Raw genomic sequence first — 19,348 nt, forward strand, 5'->3', positions numbered from 1 at the left:
GCATTGAACGATTTTTTAAATTTTAAGCGAAATTTGAAATTCTCTGTAAGGGGGAGGGCGCGCTTTTTAGGAGACGCTACCCTCCCCCTTACCAACCCCCACCCCTGTAAAACCTTAGAAGTGGCTAAATTTAGAAAAACTTCGTTTTTCTAAATTTAGCTGATTTTATTTTTACTGAAATGCTTCGCATTTCTTTGGGTAGTAGATTAAACGAATTTGAAAAGTCAAAATTTATAAAATTTTAGATAAAATCACGGATTTAAATTTCAAAAAAGGATGTAAAATGGCAAAGGTTCAACCGGCAAATTTAATTTGGAAAAACGGCTCGCTAATCCCATGGGCTGAGGCTACAACGCATGTTTTAAGCCACTCGCTTCACTATGGTAACGCTGTATTTGAGGGCGTGAGAGCCTACAAGACAGATAAAGGCTATGCGATTTTTCGCCTTGATGAGCATACAAAAAGACTTTTAGTTTCAGCCAAACTCTGCCTAATCAAAACCCCTTATAGCTTCGATGAGTTGCGTCAGGCGCAAATCGATGTCGTAGCCAAAAACGACTTCGATCAAACCGTCTATATCCGCCCGCTAATCTACCTAGGATACGGCTCTATGGGCGTTTCGTTAAAAGATGTCCCAGTCGATACCGTAGTGGCTGCATGGCAATGGGGCGCGTATATGGGCGAGGAAGCCCTAAGAGCGGGCATTAAGGTGAAAATTTCATCTTGGGCGAAACCTGCTCAACACTCAATGATGGCAAAGGCAAAAGCGAGTGCGAATTATTTCAACTCACAAATGGCAAACTTCGAGGCTGTCGATGCTGGATACGATGAGGCGCTACTACTTGATCCGCAAGGATTTGTGGCAGAAGGTCCAGGGGAATGCTTGTTTATCGTAAAAGACGGCGCACTAATCACTCCGCCAAACGATACTAGCTTAGAGTCAATCACTCAAAACTCAGTTATCCAAATCGCCGAGAGTTTGGGTATAAAAGTCCTTCGCCAACGCATTTCACGCGATCAAGTCTATGCGGCTGATGAGGCGTTTTTCACAGGCACAGCTGCTGAGGTTACGCCGATTAGTAATATCGATGGACGCATTATCGGCAAGGGCGAAATGGGCGAAATCACAAGCAAATTGCAAAAAGCGTATTTCGCGGTCGTTACTGGCAAAGACCCTAAATTTGAGCACTGGCTCACATATATCAAATAAGGATAATTATGCCGGCAGATTTAAATGATTATTTCAACAAAAATAAAAAAAATGGTGGCAACGAAAATGGCGGATTTAGCTTTAAGGGGCCAAATTTGCAGAATTTAGGCGGCTTTAAATTCGGCGGTTTTTTCTACTTTTTAATCGCTATTATCGCGCTTTTTATCATCGCAAAACCATTTGCCACTATCCAATCAGGCGAGGTTGGCATTAAGTCAAATTTGGGTAAATACGACCCCACACCGCTGGGCGCTGGAATCCACTTTTTCGTGCCGTTTATCCAAGATATCTTTGTCATCGACACCCGTGTGCGTATCATCAACTACACTAGCAACGAGGATATGGCTACAAGCAGGGCAAGTGGCGGAAGTATCGGCGGAATTATTCGTAAAAACTCTCTTTCGGTTTTGGATTCTCGTAACCTGCCAGTAAGCGTGGATATCACCGTGCAGTATAAACTAAACGAAAGCACCGCGCCTGCGACGATTGCGGAGTGGGGGCTTTTATGGGAGGATAAAATCATCGATCCTCGCGTCAAAGATGTCGTGCGTAGCGTCATCGGAAACTACCCAGCCGAGGAGCTTCCGACCAAACGCGAGGAAATCGCTAAGGCGATCGATCAAGGAATTCGCTCGAATATCGACGCTCTTTCAAACTCACCTGTGGAGCTAAGAGCTGTGCAACTTCGCGAGATAATCCTACCGCCAAAAATCAAAGAGCAAATCGAGCGCGTGCAAATCGCTAAACAAGAGGCAGAGCGCACCAAATACGAGGTCGAGCGTGCTAACCAAGAGGCTCTTAAAAAAGCAGCCCTTGCCAAAGGTAACGCAGACGCTGTAAAAATCGAAGCCCAAGGTAAGGCGGACGCCGTGAAAATCGAGGCTGATGCGCAGGCGTATGCAAACACAGAAATCGCAAAAAGCCTAAATCAAAATTTGCTAAATTTAAAGCAAATCGAAACTCAGGCGAAATTCAACGAGGCTTTGCGTGAAAACAAAGACGCGCAGATTTTCCTAACCCCAGGCGGTGCGGTGCCAAATATCTGGGTCGATACCAAAAACAAACCGCAACAATCGGCGATTAGCGAATAATAAATTTTGCAATCCTTCCCTAGGATTGCAAAATCGCGTAAATTTATCAAAAACGGAGATTTTATGATTAAGGTTGATTGGCAAAAGGTCGCTGGCTTGCTCCCAGTGGTGGTGCAAGATTACAGCGACGGGGCTGTTTTGATGCTTGGCTATATGAACGAAGAGGCGCTTGCTCTCTCGCTAGAAACGGGGCTGGCGCACTATTTTTCGCGCACGAAAAATCGCATTTGGAAAAAGGGCGAAACAAGCGGCAACGAGCAAATCATAAAATCTGCGTTTTTAGACTGCGATAATGACACGCTACTACTCAAAGTCGAGCAAAAGGGCGGCGTGGCGTGTCATACGGGAGAGAAGAGCTGTTTTTTTAACGAAGTAAAATTCGGCGAGAATTTGGAGCAAAATTCGCAAAATTTGGGCGATGAAAACACTGCGCCCAAAACTGCGCGCAAAATTTCGCCTTATGATATTTTAGATGAAATTTACCATGTTTGTCTGGATAGGAAATTTAACGCAGACCCTGCGAAATCGTATGTCGCAAGCCTGTATAAAAAGGGCGAAAATAGCTATCTTAAAAAAATCGCCGAAGAGGCGTGCGAGTTCGCGCTAGCTTGCAAGGATCTAACCCGTGCGAAATCTGCGCCAAGTAGCCAGCGCGCGCAATTTGGCGAGCATAGAGCAGGCGATCCAGAATACGACGCGATTTACGAGGGCGCGGATATTATTTTTCACATGCTTGTGGCTTTGGGGGATCATGGAATCCACCCTGAGACGATTTTGCGCGAGCTTGCACGCCGTGAGGGTATCAGCGGGATAGAGGAGAAAAATTCAAGGCAGGAAAAATAAAATCCTGCGAATTCATTGTCATTATGGACAAAGCGAAGCAATTCAGGGAAATTCACATAAATTTTAATTTAAAAATTCAAATTCTCTCTAAATTTTACTGAATTGCTTCGAATTTCGGAGTTAAAAATATGAAAGTTCAAAGGATAAAATTGAATTTACGAAGCCGTTGGCTAAATAGCTATATTTACTTGATTTTTTATTACAGAGTTTTTAAAAAGCCAAAATCTGTTTTTAGCTCCGTAATTTCGATAATGTCATTAGGTTTAATCGGTTGTTTTCTTTATCTTGTAGTGTTGGGATATTTAAAGGCACTGTCTTACAATCCAAGAACGCTCGAAAATCTCGATATAAACGAAGGAATTTTACAATCAGCGTGGTATAAAGCAAAGGGCACTGGCGGGACTTTGCGACTGGACTTAAACGAAAAAGAGCATAAATTTTATCAAATTCGCAAAAGTGAGCGTGAAATTTACTCAAAACTTATTGGTGAGAGAGTTAAAATTTACAGCGAACCAGCTATTTTGTTTTACTACGACCACATATTGCAACTCGAAGATAAAAACGATAAAGTTTTTATAAAATACGATTATGAAAACAAGCTCAAAGAACCAGAAAGAAATGAAAAAACGACATTTTTTTGTTTAAAGGCAAGTTTGTTTTTCTTAATTTTAATTTTTGTTTTAAATTTTAAAGGAAATAAACCTGAAAATTTCAGAAAGGAAGTTTATGAATAAAAAACAGATTTTAACTTGGATATTTGTAATTTTTTGTCTAATTGTTAGTTTTACAACTACAATCAAAAGAGATGAGATTAAATGTTATTTTAATTCTTCGCAAAATTGCCTAAATTTAGGATTGAATAAAATTTATTATGGCGCGAAATTTGCGAATTTAGCGTTTAAATTTTAAATTCATTACAAATTTAAATTTAAACGCTTTGAATTTATTATTGTAGGGATTTGGTCTAGGTGATTTCAGGCAAAACAGCGAAATTTGCTTAAAATCCTAAATTTTCGTTGATCAAAATCACTTCGTATTCACAGCCATACGGCGGATAGTAAAATATGCTAAACCCCCTACACATGCGCTCTTTGCTCTTGCAGTCGTAGCATTTATCCCCGTTTGCGACACATGGGGTTTTTGATTTAAAGCGATTTGTATTTTTTACGGCGGCTATGTTTCTAGCCCTGCTCATCGCGCTATCAAAATCTGGCGCGATTTTGTTTTTGCCCACTATGAAATAGACTTTTTTGTGCCCGTAGCAAATCGCTGCTATGCGGTTGCCGGTGCCGTCTATGTTGATGATTTCGCCGTCTTCTGAAATGCCATTTACAGACGAGATATAAACATCGGTCGTAAGGGCTTTTTTGCGCGTTTCATCGACGCTGAGATTTTTGTCAAGTAGCCAGTGCCAGTAGGTTTCGTTGTGCTCTCTGAGGCTCTCATACAGCCCCATTTCCTTGACGCTCATCGAACCGCCAAAGCCCACACTGACATCGTGGATATAGATATTTAGATACTCCACAGCCTTTTCTTTGCTCTCAAAAGCGCTGACCTTGTAACCTAATTTTTCCAAATTTTTGGTTATTTTGTCGAAATTCATACCTGCCCCCTGAAATAAAATTTGGTTATTTTATCAAAATTTGCAAAAATTTTAGCCGTTTTGGACGCGCTCTGATATATTTAGCTAAAAATTACAAATCAATCCAAAATTTCCACAATTCCATTTTTGCCATCTACGCGCACTTTTTGCCCGTTTTGCAAAATTTGCATTACGCTTTTTACAGCCATTACGGCTGGTATTTTCATCTCTCTTGCGCTAACTGCCCCATGCGATAAAACACCGCCACTTTCGGTAATCAGCGCTTTTGCGCTATAAAAAAGTGGCGTCCATGCTGGATTTGTCGTCCGCGCAACAAGGATAGAATTTGGTATAAAATTTGCAAAATCATCGCTACTTCGCACCACGCAAACACTTCCTTCTGCCACACCCATGCTAGCAGGAAGCCCTTTTAGGATTTTGGCATTTGGGTTAAACTCGCTCTTTTCATCGACCGATAAATCCCATTTCGGAGTCAAATTTTTGTTTTTCAAATACGCGGTTTTATTCGATTGAATCTCGCTTGCTAGACTTTCATACTCGCCAGATTTTACCGCGGTTTCTAGCGTTTGTAAATGCGCGAAAAAGAGATCGTAAGGCTCAGCGATGATATGTTTTTGCGCCAATTTTTCGCCAAGTGCTTTTATGCCTTTTCTCATCATCGGCGTTAGTCTGGTGGTTTGGTAGTGTTCCTCATCATCAAGCATAGTGTAAATTTGGACTAAATTTGCAAATTCAAGGGTAAATTCTTGCAAATTTTTTGGCACTGCGTTTAAAATTTCACTAAGGGCTTTATTTGTTTTGGCTGAAATTTCGCTGGATTTGTTTTTGTGTTGCATAGTAGGATTGTTTAAGATATTTTTTATATTATCCAAAACTATGTGTGGCGCCTCTTCCCATGTAGGAATATACGAGTCAAACTCGACCTCTCTGTGTCCGTGCAAATCTATAAATTTTTCAAATTTGGCTTTAAAATCGCTAAATTTATCGAGTAAATTTTCGCTTAAAATTTGCCTTGAATTTCGTGAAATAAAAATATCTTTTAGCTCGCTATTTTGTGCGATCTGCGAAGCTAGACTTAAAATTTCATTATTTATCAGGCTGGTTTTGGTTTGTGCTGTGCATAGAGCATCAAACCACGAAGCAGCCCTGCTCTCATCAATCATTTGCAAAAATCGCATAAAAAATTTATAAATCATAAATTGCGTTATTGATATTGCGATATTTGGTTTGAAATACTCTGTGCCGACATCGACTAAGCTTTGGATAAATTCCCAAATTTCTTTTTCGCTTTTGTTGTCTAAATTTTGGGCTTTTAAACCGCCTATTTGCAAGAGATAATTCGATAAGTTTATATTCCAAGAATTAGGCAAAGCAAAAGCGTAGCTAAATTTTTGTTTCAAACTAGGCAAAATTTGGGCTAATTGCTCTAAATTTTTTACATTTAAAGGCGGGGTTTGCATATACAAATTTACCGCGTTTTGATTGCCATAAATGTAGTTGTCAAACATCGCAAACCATTTGCCATTAAACGCTGGAAGCCCCATTAACTCAAACGAGTGTTTTAGTGAGATATGAAAGGCCAAATCCACATAATCCCAAGTCAGCGGAGTTATTACGCTTGGATAGCGTTCGGCTGATTCATCTCTGGTAAAATGCGGGATAATTGTCGTTATGGGGCGAGATTGCAAAAGATAGAGCTTATTATCCTTTATCGCCCACTCTATGTCTTGGACGAAGCCGTAATGCGAGCTTGTTTTTATATTTAGCTGCGCGATTTGTTTTAGCTCATCTTCGCTAAGACAAGCCAAATTTGCTAAATTTGGTTGAATTTCGCTCTCATAAGTGCCATTTTCTCCCCATAAAATGGATTTTTGCTTGTTTGCGATAACGCTTGAAATCAAATTTAGAGAATTTTTGTCTATGTGGTATTCATCGACATCGTATTCCCCACACACCACAGACTCGCCAAGTCCGTAGTTTGCGTTGATTAAAATTTCGTCAAAATTTCCATTGACTGGATTTATAGCAAAACTCACACCAGCCTTATCGGCAAAAATCATCTCCTGCACGACCACAGCCATATCGGCATTTTCTTGCGCAAAACCTTGTTTGTGGCGATAGGCTATGGCGCGAGGAAGCCAGAGCGAGATGAAACACTCTTTGATTTTTTGTGTAATTTCATCTATGCCTTTTTGGTTCAAAAATGTATCGTGTGCCCCTGCAAAAGCCGAATTTGCAAGATCTTCTAGCGTAGAAGATGAGCGGACGCTGTAAGATTTGTTTGCGCCAAGTAGCGCTAAATTTTCTTTGATTTCATCTTTCAAATCATCTGGCAGAGGCAAATGTAATAGCTTTTTTCGTAAATTTTCGCTCTGTTTTTCTAAAATTTCTAAATTTCCATACTCGAAGTTTAGCTCTAAATTCGCATTTGCGATAAATTTCTTATACGCACTAGCTGTAACGATAAAGCCCTGTGGCACAGCAAAACCAGCCTGACTCATTTTGGCTAAACTTGCACCTTTTCCGCCACAAAGCGCGATATTTACGGCTTTTTGGTCGTTAAATTTTAATATATTCATTTTTTCCCTTTACGCAATAAAAACAAATCGTAGCTAGCATAATACCTACAATGCAATCGATTAAATAATGATAGTGCAAATACACCGTAGAAACCCAAAGTAGCAGTGTTGGGATCAGCCAAATGCGAAATTGTTTTTTATCAAATTTGAAATTAAAAAGCAAAATAAAGCACGAAACCCCACAATGCAAACTCGGAAAAACATCGGTTAGATTACTTCCTTTTGCATAGTTTTCGTTTAATAAATCATAGAAAAAATATCCTTGCAAAGGGGAGTGAAATTTCGGAGCCAAAAACTCATACGGACCGATTGCAGGGACAAAAATATAACCCAAAAACCCAATAGCATAAAGACTCATAAGTCCAGTGTAAAATTTTTGGGTCAAATTTTTTTTGACAATGTAATATATAAAAAAGAAAAGCAGTTGTGGCAGAAATAAAAGATAAAAAAATGCAAAAATTTCAGTTAAAATTTCGCTATGAAATTTTTGTAAATACAAACCCGCAAAATCCCCAAATAGCGCACAATCAACGCTGTATAAAAATGCGTCTTTTTTGCCACTAGGATTAATGAAGGGCGAGATGTATCTAAGCAAGACAAAGATTAAATTCATCAAAACTACATAAAATCCAAAACGCAAAATTTGGCTTTTGCTAGAAATATTATAAACTATCGCACCTATGCAAACCGCGCAAAACACGCTAAATTCGTAGCCACCAAAAAACAAAAGCCTAATTAGCAAAATTCCGAAAAACGCAAGCCAGAGTATTTCATGCGGTAAGATATTTTTATAAATTTGTGCAAATTTCATTTTCTAATCTCAAAAAGTCTTTTCTTGCGTTTGGAAAAATTGCTAAATTTAAAATAGCAAAAAGGTGTTTTTTAAAAGCGCCGTATAATCTAAACCCAAATAGCGAAAAAATCAAGGCAAAAATCACAATCAAAGCCCCAAATCCTCCACCAAAAACCACACCCAAAACAGCCAAAATAAAGTAAAAAACCGCCCCGATTCCATATCCTACAATAATTTTATATAGCGATATAGTGTGGATTTCCTCTGATTTTTTGCCAGCGAAAAACGCACAGATTATGGGGATAAAATTTAGCACAAATGTCGGCAAAACCACAACCGAAGTTATAAATAAAGTCCAAAAAGAAAGAGGGAGATTTTTTGGATAAATTGCGATTTTTTTGTAAAAAAGCAGATTTTTGCCTTTTATTTTTTCTTCGTAAATTTGCAAATTTTGCACCAAATTTGCAAAATTTCGCTTTTGTAATTTTAATAAAATTTCGCCGTAATTTTTGCTCTCATCAAATAGCGTGGCTAAAATAGCGATTTTATGCGCATTTTGCATATCTTTTTCGCTTTTGTAGCTGGTTAAAATTTTTTCAAAATTTTGAATTAAATTTGTTTGAATTTCATCTGAATTTATGGAATTTACGATAATTTCCTCGCCCGAATTTACAAAAACCTTTCCGCCCATACAGGTCGGATCATCGTAAAATATCGCAAACGGCGTGATTGCAAGGGATTTTTTATTTTGTTTTACAAAGGTAGCACTAAGCGTAGAAATTCCCTTTTCGAAAGGCAAATGCGATAATCCAAGAGAACTTGTGCCCTCTGGAAATATGCAAAGCGGAGTGTGATTTAGGGTGTTTAGCATATTTTTAAAGGCTCGTATATTTTTTTGTTTGTAGGTTTTTGGTTCGTCTTTTTCGCGAAAAATCGCAATTCCTGGAAATAAAATTTTTAAAAAGAAATTCCTTTGAAGGGACTTTGCAAGAGTAAAAACTGCATTTTTAAAAATGTATGAATAAACCCAGCCATCAACCGCCCCGTTTCTGTGTGAAAGGGCGAAAATTTTGGCGCACTTGGCGCGATTTGTGGCAAAATTGTCAAATTTGGTAATTTTTCGAAAATATGAATTTGCTATAATCCAAACTAAAATTTTAGAAATCACTTCTGCTCTTTGAAAATAAAATAAGCAGGCATTTTACAATAAATTTTATAAAATTTCTACGCCCAATAAGTAAATTTAAAGCTAAATTTGGATAAATTCCACCCTTTGCAACTAACTGCGTGAAGAAGTGTTTTCAAAATCACCGCTATTTTGAAAACAGTTGGTTTGATACTTTCGCCTGAAATTCGTTAAACCTAAGTGCAAGTTGCATTAAGCGGAATAAAATTTTAGGAGTGTAGGATGAAAGTTCGTCCTTCTGTTAAGAAGATGTGCGACAAATGTAAAGTCGTCAAACGCAAAGGTGTTGTCCATGTAATTTGTGACAATCCAAAACATAAACAAAGACAAGGATAAGTTATGGCTCGTATCGCAGGTGTTGATTTACCAAAGAAAAAAAGAATTGAGTATGGCCTAACTTATATCTATGGTATAGGTCTTTTCACTTCAAGAAAAATTCTTGATGCCACTGGCATTTCTTACGACAAAAGAGTTGCTGATCTAAGCGAAGATGAGGCTGCTACAATCCGCAAAGAGATCCAAGAAAACTATATGGTTGAGGGTGATCTTAGAAAAGAAGTTGCGATGAATATCAAAGCTTTGATGGATTTGGGTGGTTATAGAGGTTTAAGACACAGAAAAGGTCTTCCTGTTCGCGGTCAAAAAACAAAGACAAATGCTAGAACCCGCAAGGGCAAACGCAAAACTGTCGGCGCGGCAACTAAATAAGGATTAAGAAATGGCAAAAAGAAAAGTTGTTAAGAAAAAAACCGTTAGAAAAAATATAGCAAAAGGTATCGTTTATATCTCTGCTACATTTAATAACACAATGATTACAGTTACAGACGAAATGGGAAATGCTATCGCATGGAGCAGTGCTGGCGGACTAGGATTTAAAGGCAGCAAAAAATCAACTCCATACGCAGCTCAACAAGCAGTAGAAGATGCGCTTGGCAAAGCAAAAGAGCATGGCATTAAAGAAGTTGGTATCAAAGTTCAAGGTCCAGGTAGCGGTAGAGAAACTGCTGTAAAGAGCGTGGGTGCTATTGAGGGTATTAAAGTTACATATTTCAAAGACATTACTCCTTTGGCTCACAATGGTTGCAGACCACCAAAACGCCGCCGCGTATAATAAATTTAGGAGAATATAATGGCTAGATATACAGGACCAGTTGAAAAATTAGAAAGAAGACTAGGCGTTGATTTATTTATGAAAGGCGAAAGAAGACTAGCTGGAAAAAGCGCTCTTCTAAAAAGACCTTATGCGCCAGGCCAACACGGACAAAGACGCGCTAAACTTAGCGAATACGGCTCACAACTAAGAGAAAAACAAAAAGCTAAATTTATGTATGGCGTTAGCGAGAAACAATTCCGCAAACTATTCGCAGAAGCTGCTCGTCGCGATGGAAACACAGGTGCGATTTTAATCCAACTATTAGAGCAAAGACTTGATAATGTAGTTTATAGAATGGGCTTTGCTACAACTCGCCGTTTTGCAAGACAGCTTGTAACTCACGGACATATTTTAGTCGATGGAAAAAGACTAGATATCCCATCATACAATGTAAAAGCTGGACAAAAAATCGAAGTTATCGAAAAAAGCAAAAACAATCCTCAAATTTCAAGAGCGGTTGATTTGACAGCTCAAACAGGTATCGTTGCTTGGGTCGATGTAGAGAAAGAGAAAAGATATGGAATTTTCTCACGCGTTCCAGAAAGAGATGAAATAGTTATTCCTGTCGAGGAAAGATTTATCGTAGAGCTTTACTCTAAATAGTAGGTGAAACATGAGAAAAATTACAACATCAGCTCATATGCCAACTGAATTAAAGGTTGAAAATGTCAGCGAAAATGTTGCTAAAATCGTAGCATATCCTTTTGAGACAGGATACGGCGTCACTCTGGCTCACCCTTTAAGAAGATTGCTATATACTAGCACTGTCGGATTCGCTCCGACTGCTGTCAAAATCGAAGGTGTAACCCACGAATTTGATAGCATGAGAGGTATGCTCGAAGATGTTGCTGCATTTATCATAAATTTGAAAAGCCTAAGATTTAAAATCAAAGGCGATTCAAAAAGAGAGGTTGTAGAATACAGCTTCAAAGGACCAAAAGAGATTTGCGGAAGTGATCTAAATAACGATTTGGTCGATGTAGTAAATCCTAGCGCATATTTGGCTACTATTAACGAAGATGCCGATTTGAAATTTACTCTAATCGTAGAAAAGGGCATTGGTTATGTTCCAAGCGAAGAGATAAGAGACACTCTTGATAGCGATTATATCGCGCTTGACGCTTTCTTTACGCCTGTTACAAAAGCAGTGTATGATATCGAAAATATCCTAGTCGAGGATAACCCAGACTTTGAAAGAGTAGTATTTACGATCACAACTGACGGACAAGTAAGCGCAATCGACGCATTTAAAAATGCGTTAGAGGCTATGTATCAACAACTAAGCGTTTTCAAAGGCATAGTAAATATCAATATTTCTGATACTTTGGGAAAACAAATCCCTACAAATTCAGAATTTGCTAAATTATTTGAAAGCATTAATAGTTTGAATTTAAGCGCAAGAAGCTTTAACTGCTTAGAAAAAGCCGATATTAAATTTGTCGGTGAAATCGCTATTATGAGCGAATCAGAGCTAAAAGACCTTAAAAATTTAGGTAAAAAATCTCTTGAAGAGATTAAAGGCATTATGGAAGAAATCGGTTATCCATTGAGTAATGATAAACCAGAATTTTTAAGCAAAAAAGATAGCCTTAAACAAAAGCTTGAAGAGCTTAAAGCACAATCAAAAAATTAAGGATAATAAATGAGACACAATCACGGATATAGAAAGCTAGGTCGCACTTCGTCTCATCGTGCTGCACTGCTAAAAAATTTAACTATCGCATTAGTAAATAGCGGCAAAATCGAGACAACGCTTCCTAAGGCAAAAGAGCTTAGAAGTTATGCTGAAAAACTAATCACAAGAGCTAGAAAAGGCGATAGCGAAGCTCATAGATTTGTTTTTGCTGCATTACAAGATAAAGGCGCAACAAACAAACTAGTTACCGAAATCGCTCCAAAATACGAGGGCGTAAATGGTGGCTACACTCGCATCATCAAAACTCGCGTTCGCCGTGGCGACGCAGCTGAGATGGCATACATCGAGCTAATTAGCAAATAATCAAAATTCGGGAGAAATCCCGAATTTTAAATTTTAAAATTCTTCAAATTTCCCTTTAAATTTCAACCTTTAAATTTATATTTTAATCCCAAATTTACGCAAAATATTGTAATATTTCGACTTTTAAAAGCCTCAAAAATAAAAAAAGGAAAAAGTTGCAAATCCAAAATGATTTTTTAAAAAAACTAATTGATTTAAGGCACAAAATCGCCTTTGGCCTTATCCTTATCATCGCCTGTGCGCTAATGGCGTATTCGAAAAGCTTTATGACAATCGCCTTTGGAATTTGCATTTTTATCTTTGCGATAAATTTGCTAAATCAAGCCCTAAGCGGTCTAAGCATAATCGAAAATTTCTTGCACAGCGTAACTTCTAGCAAATTTAAAAGCTTTATTTTTGGTTTTACAACGACATTTATTATGCAATCAAGTGGCCTTGTTAGCGTGCTTGCGATATCGTTTTTAAGCGCGGGGCTAATCGGGCTTAGCGCTGGGCTAGCTATCATTTGCGGGGCAAATTTGGGCACGGTTTCTGGCGGTTGGCTCTTTGCCCTGGGGCTAAAAACGCAAATCGCATACTACGCAATGCCTCTGATAATCCTAGGCTCGCTGTTTTTATTCACCAAAAACCAAAATTCCAAAAGTTTTGGCTATTTTTTATTTAGTTTAGGGCTTTTGTTTTTAGGAATCCACTATATGAAAGGCGGATTTGAGGAGATCAAAGACACGGTCGATCTAGCAAAATACGCTATGAGCGGGTTTGGCGGGCTTTTGATTTACACATTTGTGGGTATTGTCATTACGATACTGACCCAGAGCTCGCACGCCACGCTCGCCCTTGTCATCGCAGCTCTTGGCGCATCGCAGATAAGCTACGAAAACGCAATCGCAATCGCCATTGGCTCAAATATCGGAAGCACAATCGTGGCAGTCATCGGCTCACTTTCGGCGAATTTCGACGGAAAAAAGCTAATGCTTGGACATGTGATTTTCAATGTCGCCACGGCTATTTTGGTAATCGCACTGATAAAATACTTTGTGCTTGCCACAGACTGGGTGAGTGCGTATGTGGGGATAAAAAGCGATGATTACGCGCTCAAACTCGCTGTTTTTCACACGATTTTTAATACTTTTGGGTGCATGATTTTTTATCCGCTGATCTCAAAACTCGAAATTTTACTAAACAAAATCATCACCGGCAAGGTCAAACGCGCCAAAATCATCAAGGCAAAATTTCTCGATGAAAACGCGCAAAAGGTGCCAAATACCGCATTTATCCTGCTTATCAAAGAAATGGGCAGGCTGTATTCTAACACTGTCTCAATCGTGGCAAAATCAATCAGTATTAGCAAAAATGACCTTAGCTCGGAGCTTGGCTCAGCCGAGATTATCGCCAAACGCTCGAAGCCAAAGGAGATAAATTTCGACGAGCTTTACGAAAACCGCTTCAAAGAGCTTTACTCGCAAATCACAGACTATCTCATCGGCGCTAGCGCAAATGCCAAAGACAGCGATTTGGCGCGCTTTATGAATATCCGCAGAGCTAGCCTGCTTCTAGCCGAAACGCTAAAAGATGTCAAACTAATCCAGCCAAATATCTTTAAATTTATGAGCTCATCGAACGAACATATCCGCGCCGAATATGACAAACTGCGCGCAAAAATCGTGAAAATGCTCCGCATTATGGAGAGTTTGCGCGATTTCGAAATTGATAGCAAAGAGGGTATGAAGGAGCTTAGGGCGCTTTTTGAAGAATACCGCAAAAGCGCGCTTGCACCCGATAAACTTCTAGCCGAAAAGCTCATTTCAAACAAAATGGCGACCTCGCTGATGAACGATATGGAAATCGTCAATGAAATCACTTCAAGATTGCTAAAAATCGTGGAAATTACATTTAATTACGGCAAAGAAAACGATGATTTTGAAATCATACGCGATAATCTGCGCCCAAAAGAGGCGTGAAATTTCGCTTTTATGCCAAATTTAAGTAGTAAATTTGCGCCAAATTTAGCCCCTTTTGGTAAAGGGGCATTTGGATTAATCTGCCAAATTTATCGTATCGATAATCTCTCTGGCATGGATTGCATAGTCGTTAGCAAGGGCTTTTTGGAAAATTTCGGCTAGTTGCTCATACGAGCCATCACCTCCGCCGAAAAACTCGCTCTCGCCGAAATTTCTTTCGTTTGTAGAGATTGTTTTATTATAAATCGGCTTGCCGTTTTTTAGAATTTTAAGCTTCAAATCGTAGCTGATAAATGGTTTTGCCGTCACATCGAAGCCGTCTGCGCTATAAAAGCCAAATTTAAAATCGCTGATTTGCGGGACGATTAAAAGCGCGCTAGGGCTTATGAGTTTTTCATCGCTTATCGTATTTGCTCGCACCAAATACGAGCCGATAAATCGCTTCGTCTCGCCTCCGACAAACTCGCCAAGGCTAAGGGTTAGATCCTTTTTTTTGCCAAGGCTAGTTGAAGAGATGAAAGTTTGCTCGCTCATAATCTCAGCCTGGATATAAATTTGGGCTTCCTGCATGGCGTTTGCGACTAGGATATTTTCATCATACGGGGCGACATCTGCGCCGTTTTTAAACTCGGCCTTGTGTGCGCAACCGGCAAAAAGTGCGCAAACAAGGGCAAAAGAAAAAAGCTTTTTCACGAAATTTCCTTTATTTTATCACTTTTACGACATCGTCAAATGCACGGCGCAGTTTTTTAGGCTGTGGATTTACGCGGTATCCAAACGGAAGCACGAGTGCCACGCGGCGGTCGTTTGGCTCGTATCCTAGCACTCTTGTAAGCTCAGCCCTATCATCAATCCCCTCGATTGCGCAGCTATCGATCCCACGGCTTGCCGCCTCGTTCATCATAGCCATCGCTGCGAACATACACTGAGCGTGCGACCAGCCAAATAGCAATTCATCGTCGTTTTTGAAATTTGCATTTAAAAATTCATCGTAGAATTTCACCCTTGCCTCGCGCTCTTCTGCGCTTTTGTCCTCACGGCGAGAAATCATTTTGGCGATGTATTCACTACCGTTTTTGAGCTCAGAAATTTTCGCCATGATTACGACAAGGCGCGCTGAGGTGGTGATTTGAGGCTGTTTCCAGCAAAGATTGCAAATTTTTTGCTTCATTTCATCATTTTGTATAACCAAAAAATCCCATTGTTCAAGCCCAGTCGAGCTTGGAGCTAAAATTCCAGCTTCTAGGATTGCTCTGAAATCCTCGTCTGATATTTTTTTGTTTTCGTCAAAAATTTTGCATGCGTGGCGAAAATTTAAAATTTCTGTATGTGTCATACTCGCTCCTTATTTTAGTTTGATTATGTAGCCATTGGCGAAATTCTCAAAGCTAGCGTTTGATTCGCCACTGATTTCGAGGGTGTAAAAGCCCTCATCTCTGGTGATATTAATGTCATAAAACCCGCCCACATTTACCATAAATCCAGCCTGACTAAGCTTCATTTCGTCCCTAAAAAGCTCGATTTTTGCAAATTTGCTTTTGTTTGTGTCGAGGGATTTAATCTCATCTTTTGTGATGATTTCGAGACTATGATTTTTGATAACGAACTGCAATTTATCGTCAAATTTAATCGTCTCTAACGGCAAATCAAGGCGTGGCGTAAAGTATGGCTTAGGCATAGAAATACCGCCGTTTTGCTCCAAATTTGGGTCATTTGAAGTGACAGAAACATCTAAAATTTTAGAAAGCGCAGGTTTGGCTCGCGCGCTTATCATAAAATCATCTCGCCAATCCACAGAGCGATTTATGTCGATGATTTTTTCCTGTGTTGCGCCGTTTTCGTCGCTGTAACGCACCACGATTTGTGTGATTACCTTGGCGTTTGAGGGGAGTGAAAAGAGCTGCGAGGTAAAGTCATCTGGCGGGATTATCGGTTTTATGACTTGAAATTTAGGCGCACTTAAATTTTGTTCTGCGCTTGAATTTTTGTCTTTGTTTGTGGAATTGGCGTCTAAATTCGCGCTAGAATTTGTATCAGCTAGCAGTAAAACTGCGCATAAAAAGGGTAGTAAAATTTTCATTTAACCAAATCCGGATCTAGCAATCTGCGCTCCAAATATGTCTTTTGAAGCTCGGCATTTTCGCTTTTTAGCCTCTCGATATCCGAAAACAAAAACGCCTTTTGCTTTTGCAAATCGCGCAAAACCTCCAACGAACGCTTGCCAAAAAGCACATCGTATAAGAAAAATCCAGCATAAGCGATAGCCACTAACCCGCAAAGTGCAATGGCGATTTTTTTAAATGGCGATTCGATTTTTCTGAAATTTCTAGATTTGCTAAATTTTGGCGAATTTTGAGAATTTGGGCTTTGCGGGGCGCTCGTTTTCGCGCCTGAATTTTGGCTAGAATTTGACGTAAAATTTGCGCCCGAATTTGGCTTTTGCGCCGAATTTGCGCCAAATTCTTGCTCGTAGAAATCCCGGGCTAAATTTTCACTTTTTCCCTCTTGCTCATCGTAAAATTTAGCCCCGATTTGGCTTAAAATTTCGCTATCATCGCCAAATTGTGCGCGCTGGGCGTAAGAGCCAAGCTCGCGCGCACCACTACCCTTTTTTTTAAAAAGCATTATAGTTTGTTGCCTAAAAATTCGTCGCTTTCGCACTCGATTTCAAGCAAGCGGTTGTATTTTGCGTTGCGCTCGCTTCTTGAAGTAGCGCCTGTTTTGATTTCACCCGTATTTAGCGCGACCGCAAAATCAGCGATAAACGCGTCCTCGCTCTCACCGCTTCTGTGGCTCATAATGCAGCGATAGCCGTTGCGTTGCGCTAGGCGGACGGTTTGCATGGTTTGGCTAACAGAGCCTATTTGATTTGGTTTAATCAAAATCGCATTTGCCACGCCTTTTTTGATACCTTCTAGCAAAATTTTCTCGTTTGTTACAAACAAATCATCGCCTACAAGTTGCACTTTTTTGCCAAGGCGCTCAGTTAGCTTTTTCCAGCCGTCCCAGTCGTCTTCGCTTAGACCATCTTCGATTGAGAAAATTGGGTATTTCTCGCACAAATTCGCGTAGTATTCGATTAGCTCTTCGCTTGTGAATTCTCTGCCTTCTAATTTGTATTTTCCGTCCTCGTAAAGCTCGCTAGAAGCGACATCTAGGGCGATTTTGATCTGCTCGCCTGGTTTATATCCAGCTTTTTCGATTGCGCTCATAATGATTTTAATCGGCTCTTCGTTGTCTTTTAAATTTGGTGCAAAACCGCCTTCATCGCCCACAGCTGTGCTATGACCTGCGTCGTTTAGGATTTTCTTTAAAGTTTGATAAATCTCGGCTGCTGCGCGTAAAGCGTCGCTAAAATTATCGAAACCAAATGGCATAATCATAAATTCTTGGAAATCCACGCTGTTGTTTGCGTGTGCGCCACCATTGATGATATTAAACATCGGCACTGGCAAAATGCTAGCGTTAGCTCCACCCAAATAGCGATATAGTGGCATATTTAGGCTTTTTGCAGCCGCTCTTGCAACCGCCATAGAGACGCCCAAAACAGCATTTGCGCCTAAATTTGAGTAATTCTCAGTGCCGTCAAGCTCTAACATAGTATCGTCGATAAATTTTTGATTATACGCATCGGCTCCCACGATTGCCTCAGCGATTGCTTCATTTACATTAGCGACCGCTTTTAGCACGCCTTTTCCGCCAAATCTCGCGTCTTTATCGCGTAACTCCAAAGCCTCTCTTTTGCCAGTGCTTGCCCCACTTGGCACTACTGCGCTCGCTACCGTGCCGTCGCTTAGCTCGACTGTGGCTTTGACCGTCGGATTACCTCTGCTATCTAAAACCTCGATTGCATACACATTTTCTACGAATACCATTATTCTTCTCCTTTATCATCATCGCTAGAATCGCTTAAATTCACGCCTTCGCTTCCCATTTGTTCTTTTATTTTGCCTAGAATTTCATCGGCTACACCCGGGTTATTTTCTAGGTAAATTTTGGCATTTTCTCTGCCTTGACCAAGCTTCGTATCGCCATAGCTAAACCACGCACCACTTTTATCGACAATGTCAAGTTTGACGCCATAATCTATTAACTCGCCGACTTTGGAAACGCCCTTGCCAAACATAATGTCAAATTCAGCCACTTTAAACGGCGGAGCGACCTTGTTTTTGACCACTTTTACCTTCGCGCGGTTGCCGATTGGTTCCTCGTTTTGTTTGAGTGTGGCGATTTTGCGGATATCAATACGCACTGATGAGTAAAATTTCAGCGCATTTCCGCCTGTGGTGGTCTCTGGCGAGCCGTATCCTGTCATACCGATTTTCATACGAATTTGGTTGATGAAAATCACCGTTGTTCCCATTTTATGCACGACGCCTGTGAGTTTGCGAAGAGCTTGGCTCATAAGTCTAGCTTGAAGTCCTACATGCTGATCGCCCATATCGCCGTCGATTTCGCTCTTTGGCGTAAGTGCTGCGACGCTATCTACAATTATCAAATCAATCGCGCCACTTTTGGCTAGGGTTTCGACGATATCAAGGGCCTGCTCGCCAAAGTCTGGTTGGCTAACATATAAGTTATCGGTATCAACGCCCAAATTTGCGGCGTATTTGACATCTAGCGCGTGCTCGGCATCGACAAATGCGCAGATTCCGCCAGCCTTTTGGCACTCGGCGATGATATGAAGTGTCAAAGTAGTTTTACCAGAGCTTTCTGGTCCGTAAATTTCGATAATTCTGCCCTTTGGCACGCCACCGATTCCAAGGGCGATATCAAGGCCGACTGAGCCTGTGGATATCGCGTCGATCGCCTCGACTTGCTTATCGCCAAGCCTAACCAAAGTGCCTTTGCCAAACGCTTTGTCAATCGATTTTAGCGCGGCGTCAAGGGTTTTTTTCTTTCCTTCGTCCATACTATTCCTTAAAAAAAA

General features: G+C 40.1%; 21 protein-coding genes. 11 read left to right on the top strand and 10 right to left on the bottom strand.

All coding sequences use genetic code 11. The features are described from left to right. The first annotated feature begins 283 nt into the window (after window positions 1-283). From OFN73_RS07775 to OFN73_RS07790, 4 genes are all read left to right on the top strand, one after another. Entirely contained in the window at window positions 284-1,210 is a 927-nt protein-coding gene (locus tag OFN73_RS07775) for a branched-chain amino acid transaminase (RefSeq protein WP_270858518.1), read from the top strand. Window positions 1,211-1,218: 8 nt separating this feature from the next. Then, window positions 1,219-2,301 (top strand): SPFH domain-containing protein, encoded by a 1,083-nt coding sequence (locus OFN73_RS07780; protein ID WP_270862946.1) that lies wholly within the window; start codon window positions 1,219-1,221, stop codon window positions 2,299-2,301. A 63-nt stretch (window positions 2,302-2,364) separates the two neighbouring features. Further along, on the top strand, window positions 2,365-3,144 hold the full coding sequence (gene hisIE / locus OFN73_RS07785; protein ID WP_270862947.1) for a bifunctional phosphoribosyl-AMP cyclohydrolase/phosphoribosyl-ATP diphosphatase HisIE: 780 nt from the start codon (window positions 2,365-2,367) through the stop codon (window positions 3,142-3,144). 149 nt (window positions 3,145-3,293) lie between these two features. Further along, window positions 3,294-3,878 carry a hypothetical protein gene (locus OFN73_RS07790; protein ID WP_270862948.1) on the top strand — a complete coding sequence of 195 codons (585 nt, stop codon included), beginning with the start codon at window positions 3,294-3,296 and terminating at the stop codon, window positions 3,876-3,878. Between the two features lie 263 nt (window positions 3,879-4,141). Here OFN73_RS07790 and OFN73_RS07795 read toward each other — a convergent pair whose 3' ends face one another. From OFN73_RS07795 to OFN73_RS07810, 4 genes are all read right to left on the bottom strand, one after another. Next, window positions 4,142-4,747 carry a lactate utilization protein gene (locus tag OFN73_RS07795; protein ID WP_270862949.1) on the bottom strand — a complete coding sequence of 202 codons (606 nt, stop codon included), beginning with the start codon at window positions 4,745-4,747 and terminating at the stop codon, window positions 4,142-4,144. A gap of 98 nt (window positions 4,748-4,845) precedes the next feature. Then, window positions 4,846-7,326 (bottom strand): PEP/pyruvate-binding domain-containing protein, encoded by a 2,481-nt coding sequence (locus OFN73_RS07800; protein ID WP_270862950.1) that lies wholly within the window; start codon window positions 7,324-7,326, stop codon window positions 4,846-4,848. Continuing rightward, entirely contained in the window at window positions 7,307-8,137 is an 831-nt protein-coding gene (locus OFN73_RS07805) for a phosphatase PAP2 family protein (protein WP_270862951.1), read from the bottom strand. Before OFN73_RS07805 ends, OFN73_RS07800 begins: the two co-directional genes overlap by 20 nt. After that, a complete protein-coding gene (locus OFN73_RS07810; RefSeq protein WP_270862952.1) occupies window positions 8,115-9,287 on the bottom strand; it encodes a 1-acyl-sn-glycerol-3-phosphate acyltransferase in 1,173 nt (390 codons plus the stop codon). The genes OFN73_RS07805 and OFN73_RS07810 overlap by 23 nt, the downstream gene beginning before the upstream one ends. Before the next feature lie 240 nt (window positions 9,288-9,527). On the opposite strand from OFN73_RS07810, the gene rpmJ reads away from it, so the two are divergent. The 7 genes from rpmJ (at window position 9,528) to OFN73_RS07845 (ending at window position 14,418) form a co-directional block, all read left to right on the top strand. Further along, the gene (gene rpmJ / locus OFN73_RS07815; RefSeq protein WP_270858514.1) at window positions 9,528-9,641 is read left to right on the top strand and encodes a 50S ribosomal protein L36; all 114 of its coding nucleotides are present in this window, start codon (window positions 9,528-9,530) and stop codon (window positions 9,639-9,641) included. Window positions 9,642-9,644: 3 nt separating this feature from the next. Then, complete coding sequence (gene rpsM, locus OFN73_RS07820) at window positions 9,645-10,013, top strand: 30S ribosomal protein S13 (RefSeq protein WP_270858513.1); 369 nt, start codon at window positions 9,645-9,647, stop codon at window positions 10,011-10,013. A gap of 10 nt (window positions 10,014-10,023) precedes the next feature. Further along, on the top strand, window positions 10,024-10,416 hold the full coding sequence (gene rpsK, locus OFN73_RS07825) for a 30S ribosomal protein S11 (protein WP_270858512.1): 393 nt from the start codon (window positions 10,024-10,026) through the stop codon (window positions 10,414-10,416). An 18-nt stretch (window positions 10,417-10,434) separates the two neighbouring features. Then, the gene (rpsD, locus tag OFN73_RS07830) at window positions 10,435-11,061 is read left to right on the top strand and encodes a 30S ribosomal protein S4 (RefSeq protein WP_270858511.1); all 627 of its coding nucleotides are present in this window, start codon (window positions 10,435-10,437) and stop codon (window positions 11,059-11,061) included. 10 nt (window positions 11,062-11,071) lie between these two features. Beyond that, complete coding sequence (locus OFN73_RS07835; protein ID WP_270862953.1) at window positions 11,072-12,091, top strand: DNA-directed RNA polymerase subunit alpha; 1,020 nt, start codon at window positions 11,072-11,074, stop codon at window positions 12,089-12,091. A 9-nt stretch (window positions 12,092-12,100) separates the two neighbouring features. Beyond that, window positions 12,101-12,457 (top strand): 50S ribosomal protein L17, encoded by a 357-nt coding sequence (gene rplQ, locus OFN73_RS07840; RefSeq protein WP_270858509.1) that lies wholly within the window; start codon window positions 12,101-12,103, stop codon window positions 12,455-12,457. 155 nt (window positions 12,458-12,612) lie between these two features. After that, window positions 12,613-14,418, top strand: a complete 1,806-nt coding sequence (locus OFN73_RS07845) for a Na/Pi cotransporter family protein (RefSeq protein WP_270862954.1) — start codon at window positions 12,613-12,615, stop codon at window positions 14,416-14,418. 75 nt (window positions 14,419-14,493) lie between these two features. On the opposite strand, the gene OFN73_RS07850 is transcribed toward OFN73_RS07845, so the two are convergent. The 6 genes from OFN73_RS07850 to recA are packed head-to-tail and all read right to left on the bottom strand — an operon-like array spanning window position 14,494 to window position 19,330. Next, window positions 14,494-15,111 carry a hypothetical protein gene (locus OFN73_RS07850; protein ID WP_270862955.1) on the bottom strand — a complete coding sequence of 206 codons (618 nt, stop codon included), beginning with the start codon at window positions 15,109-15,111 and terminating at the stop codon, window positions 14,494-14,496. Between the two features lie 10 nt (window positions 15,112-15,121). Continuing rightward, on the bottom strand, window positions 15,122-15,754 hold the full coding sequence (locus tag OFN73_RS07855) for a nitroreductase family protein (protein WP_270862956.1): 633 nt from the start codon (window positions 15,752-15,754) through the stop codon (window positions 15,122-15,124). A gap of 9 nt (window positions 15,755-15,763) precedes the next feature. Further along, entirely contained in the window at window positions 15,764-16,498 is a 735-nt protein-coding gene (locus OFN73_RS07860; protein ID WP_270862957.1) for a hypothetical protein, read from the bottom strand. Continuing rightward, window positions 16,495-17,043 carry an FtsB family cell division protein gene (locus tag OFN73_RS07865; RefSeq protein ID WP_270862958.1) on the bottom strand — a complete coding sequence of 183 codons (549 nt, stop codon included), beginning with the start codon at window positions 17,041-17,043 and terminating at the stop codon, window positions 16,495-16,497. The genes OFN73_RS07860 and OFN73_RS07865 overlap by 4 nt, the downstream gene beginning before the upstream one ends. Next, window positions 17,043-18,293: a phosphopyruvate hydratase gene (eno, locus tag OFN73_RS07870; protein WP_270862959.1), complete on the bottom strand. Its 1,251-nt coding sequence runs from the start codon at window positions 18,291-18,293 to the stop codon at window positions 17,043-17,045. Before eno ends, OFN73_RS07865 begins: the two co-directional genes overlap by 1 nt. Next, window positions 18,293-19,330, bottom strand: a complete 1,038-nt coding sequence (gene recA / locus OFN73_RS07875; RefSeq protein ID WP_270862960.1) for a recombinase RecA — start codon at window positions 19,328-19,330, stop codon at window positions 18,293-18,295. Before recA ends, eno begins: the two co-directional genes overlap by 1 nt. Window positions 19,331-19,348 lie beyond the last annotated feature (18 nt).

The sequence above is a fragment of the Campylobacter sp. JMF_14 EL1 genome, assembly GCF_027737585.1.
Classification (GTDB): domain Bacteria; phylum Campylobacterota; class Campylobacteria; order Campylobacterales; family Campylobacteraceae; genus Campylobacter_B.

Excerpts from the sequence above, each read along its gene's own strand:
- OFN73_RS07775 (WP_270858518.1), top strand. The coding sequence starts at position 284 with ATGGCAAAGGTTCAACCGGCAAATTTAATTTGGAAAAACGGCTCGCTA.
- OFN73_RS07780 (WP_270862946.1), top strand. The coding sequence starts at position 1,219 with ATGCCGGCAGATTTAAATGATTATTTCAACAAAAATAAAAAAAATGGT.
- hisIE (WP_270862947.1), top strand. The coding sequence starts at position 2,365 with ATGATTAAGGTTGATTGGCAAAAGGTCGCTGGCTTGCTCCCAGTGGTG.
- OFN73_RS07795 (WP_270862949.1), bottom strand. The coding sequence starts at position 4,747 with ATGAATTTCGACAAAATAACCAAAAATTTGGAAAAATTAGGTTACAAG.
- OFN73_RS07800 (WP_270862950.1), bottom strand. The coding sequence starts at position 7,326 with ATGAATATATTAAAATTTAACGACCAAAAAGCCGTAAATATCGCGCTT.
- OFN73_RS07805 (WP_270862951.1), bottom strand. The coding sequence starts at position 8,137 with ATGAAATTTGCACAAATTTATAAAAATATCTTACCGCATGAAATACTC.
- rpmJ (WP_270858514.1), top strand. The coding sequence starts at position 9,528 with ATGAAAGTTCGTCCTTCTGTTAAGAAGATGTGCGACAAATGTAAAGTC.
- rpsM (WP_270858513.1), top strand. The coding sequence starts at position 9,645 with ATGGCTCGTATCGCAGGTGTTGATTTACCAAAGAAAAAAAGAATTGAG.
- rpsK (WP_270858512.1), top strand. The coding sequence starts at position 10,024 with ATGGCAAAAAGAAAAGTTGTTAAGAAAAAAACCGTTAGAAAAAATATA.
- rpsD (WP_270858511.1), top strand. The coding sequence starts at position 10,435 with ATGGCTAGATATACAGGACCAGTTGAAAAATTAGAAAGAAGACTAGGC.
- OFN73_RS07835 (WP_270862953.1), top strand. The coding sequence starts at position 11,072 with ATGAGAAAAATTACAACATCAGCTCATATGCCAACTGAATTAAAGGTT.
- rplQ (WP_270858509.1), top strand. The coding sequence starts at position 12,101 with ATGAGACACAATCACGGATATAGAAAGCTAGGTCGCACTTCGTCTCAT.
- OFN73_RS07855 (WP_270862956.1), bottom strand. The coding sequence starts at position 15,754 with ATGACACATACAGAAATTTTAAATTTTCGCCACGCATGCAAAATTTTT.
- OFN73_RS07860 (WP_270862957.1), bottom strand. The coding sequence starts at position 16,498 with ATGAAAATTTTACTACCCTTTTTATGCGCAGTTTTACTGCTAGCTGAT.
- OFN73_RS07865 (WP_270862958.1), bottom strand. The coding sequence starts at position 17,043 with ATGCTTTTTAAAAAAAAGGGTAGTGGTGCGCGCGAGCTTGGCTCTTAC.
- eno (WP_270862959.1), bottom strand. The coding sequence starts at position 18,293 with ATGGTATTCGTAGAAAATGTGTATGCAATCGAGGTTTTAGATAGCAGA.
- recA (WP_270862960.1), bottom strand. The coding sequence starts at position 19,330 with ATGGACGAAGGAAAGAAAAAAACCCTTGACGCCGCGCTAAAATCGATT.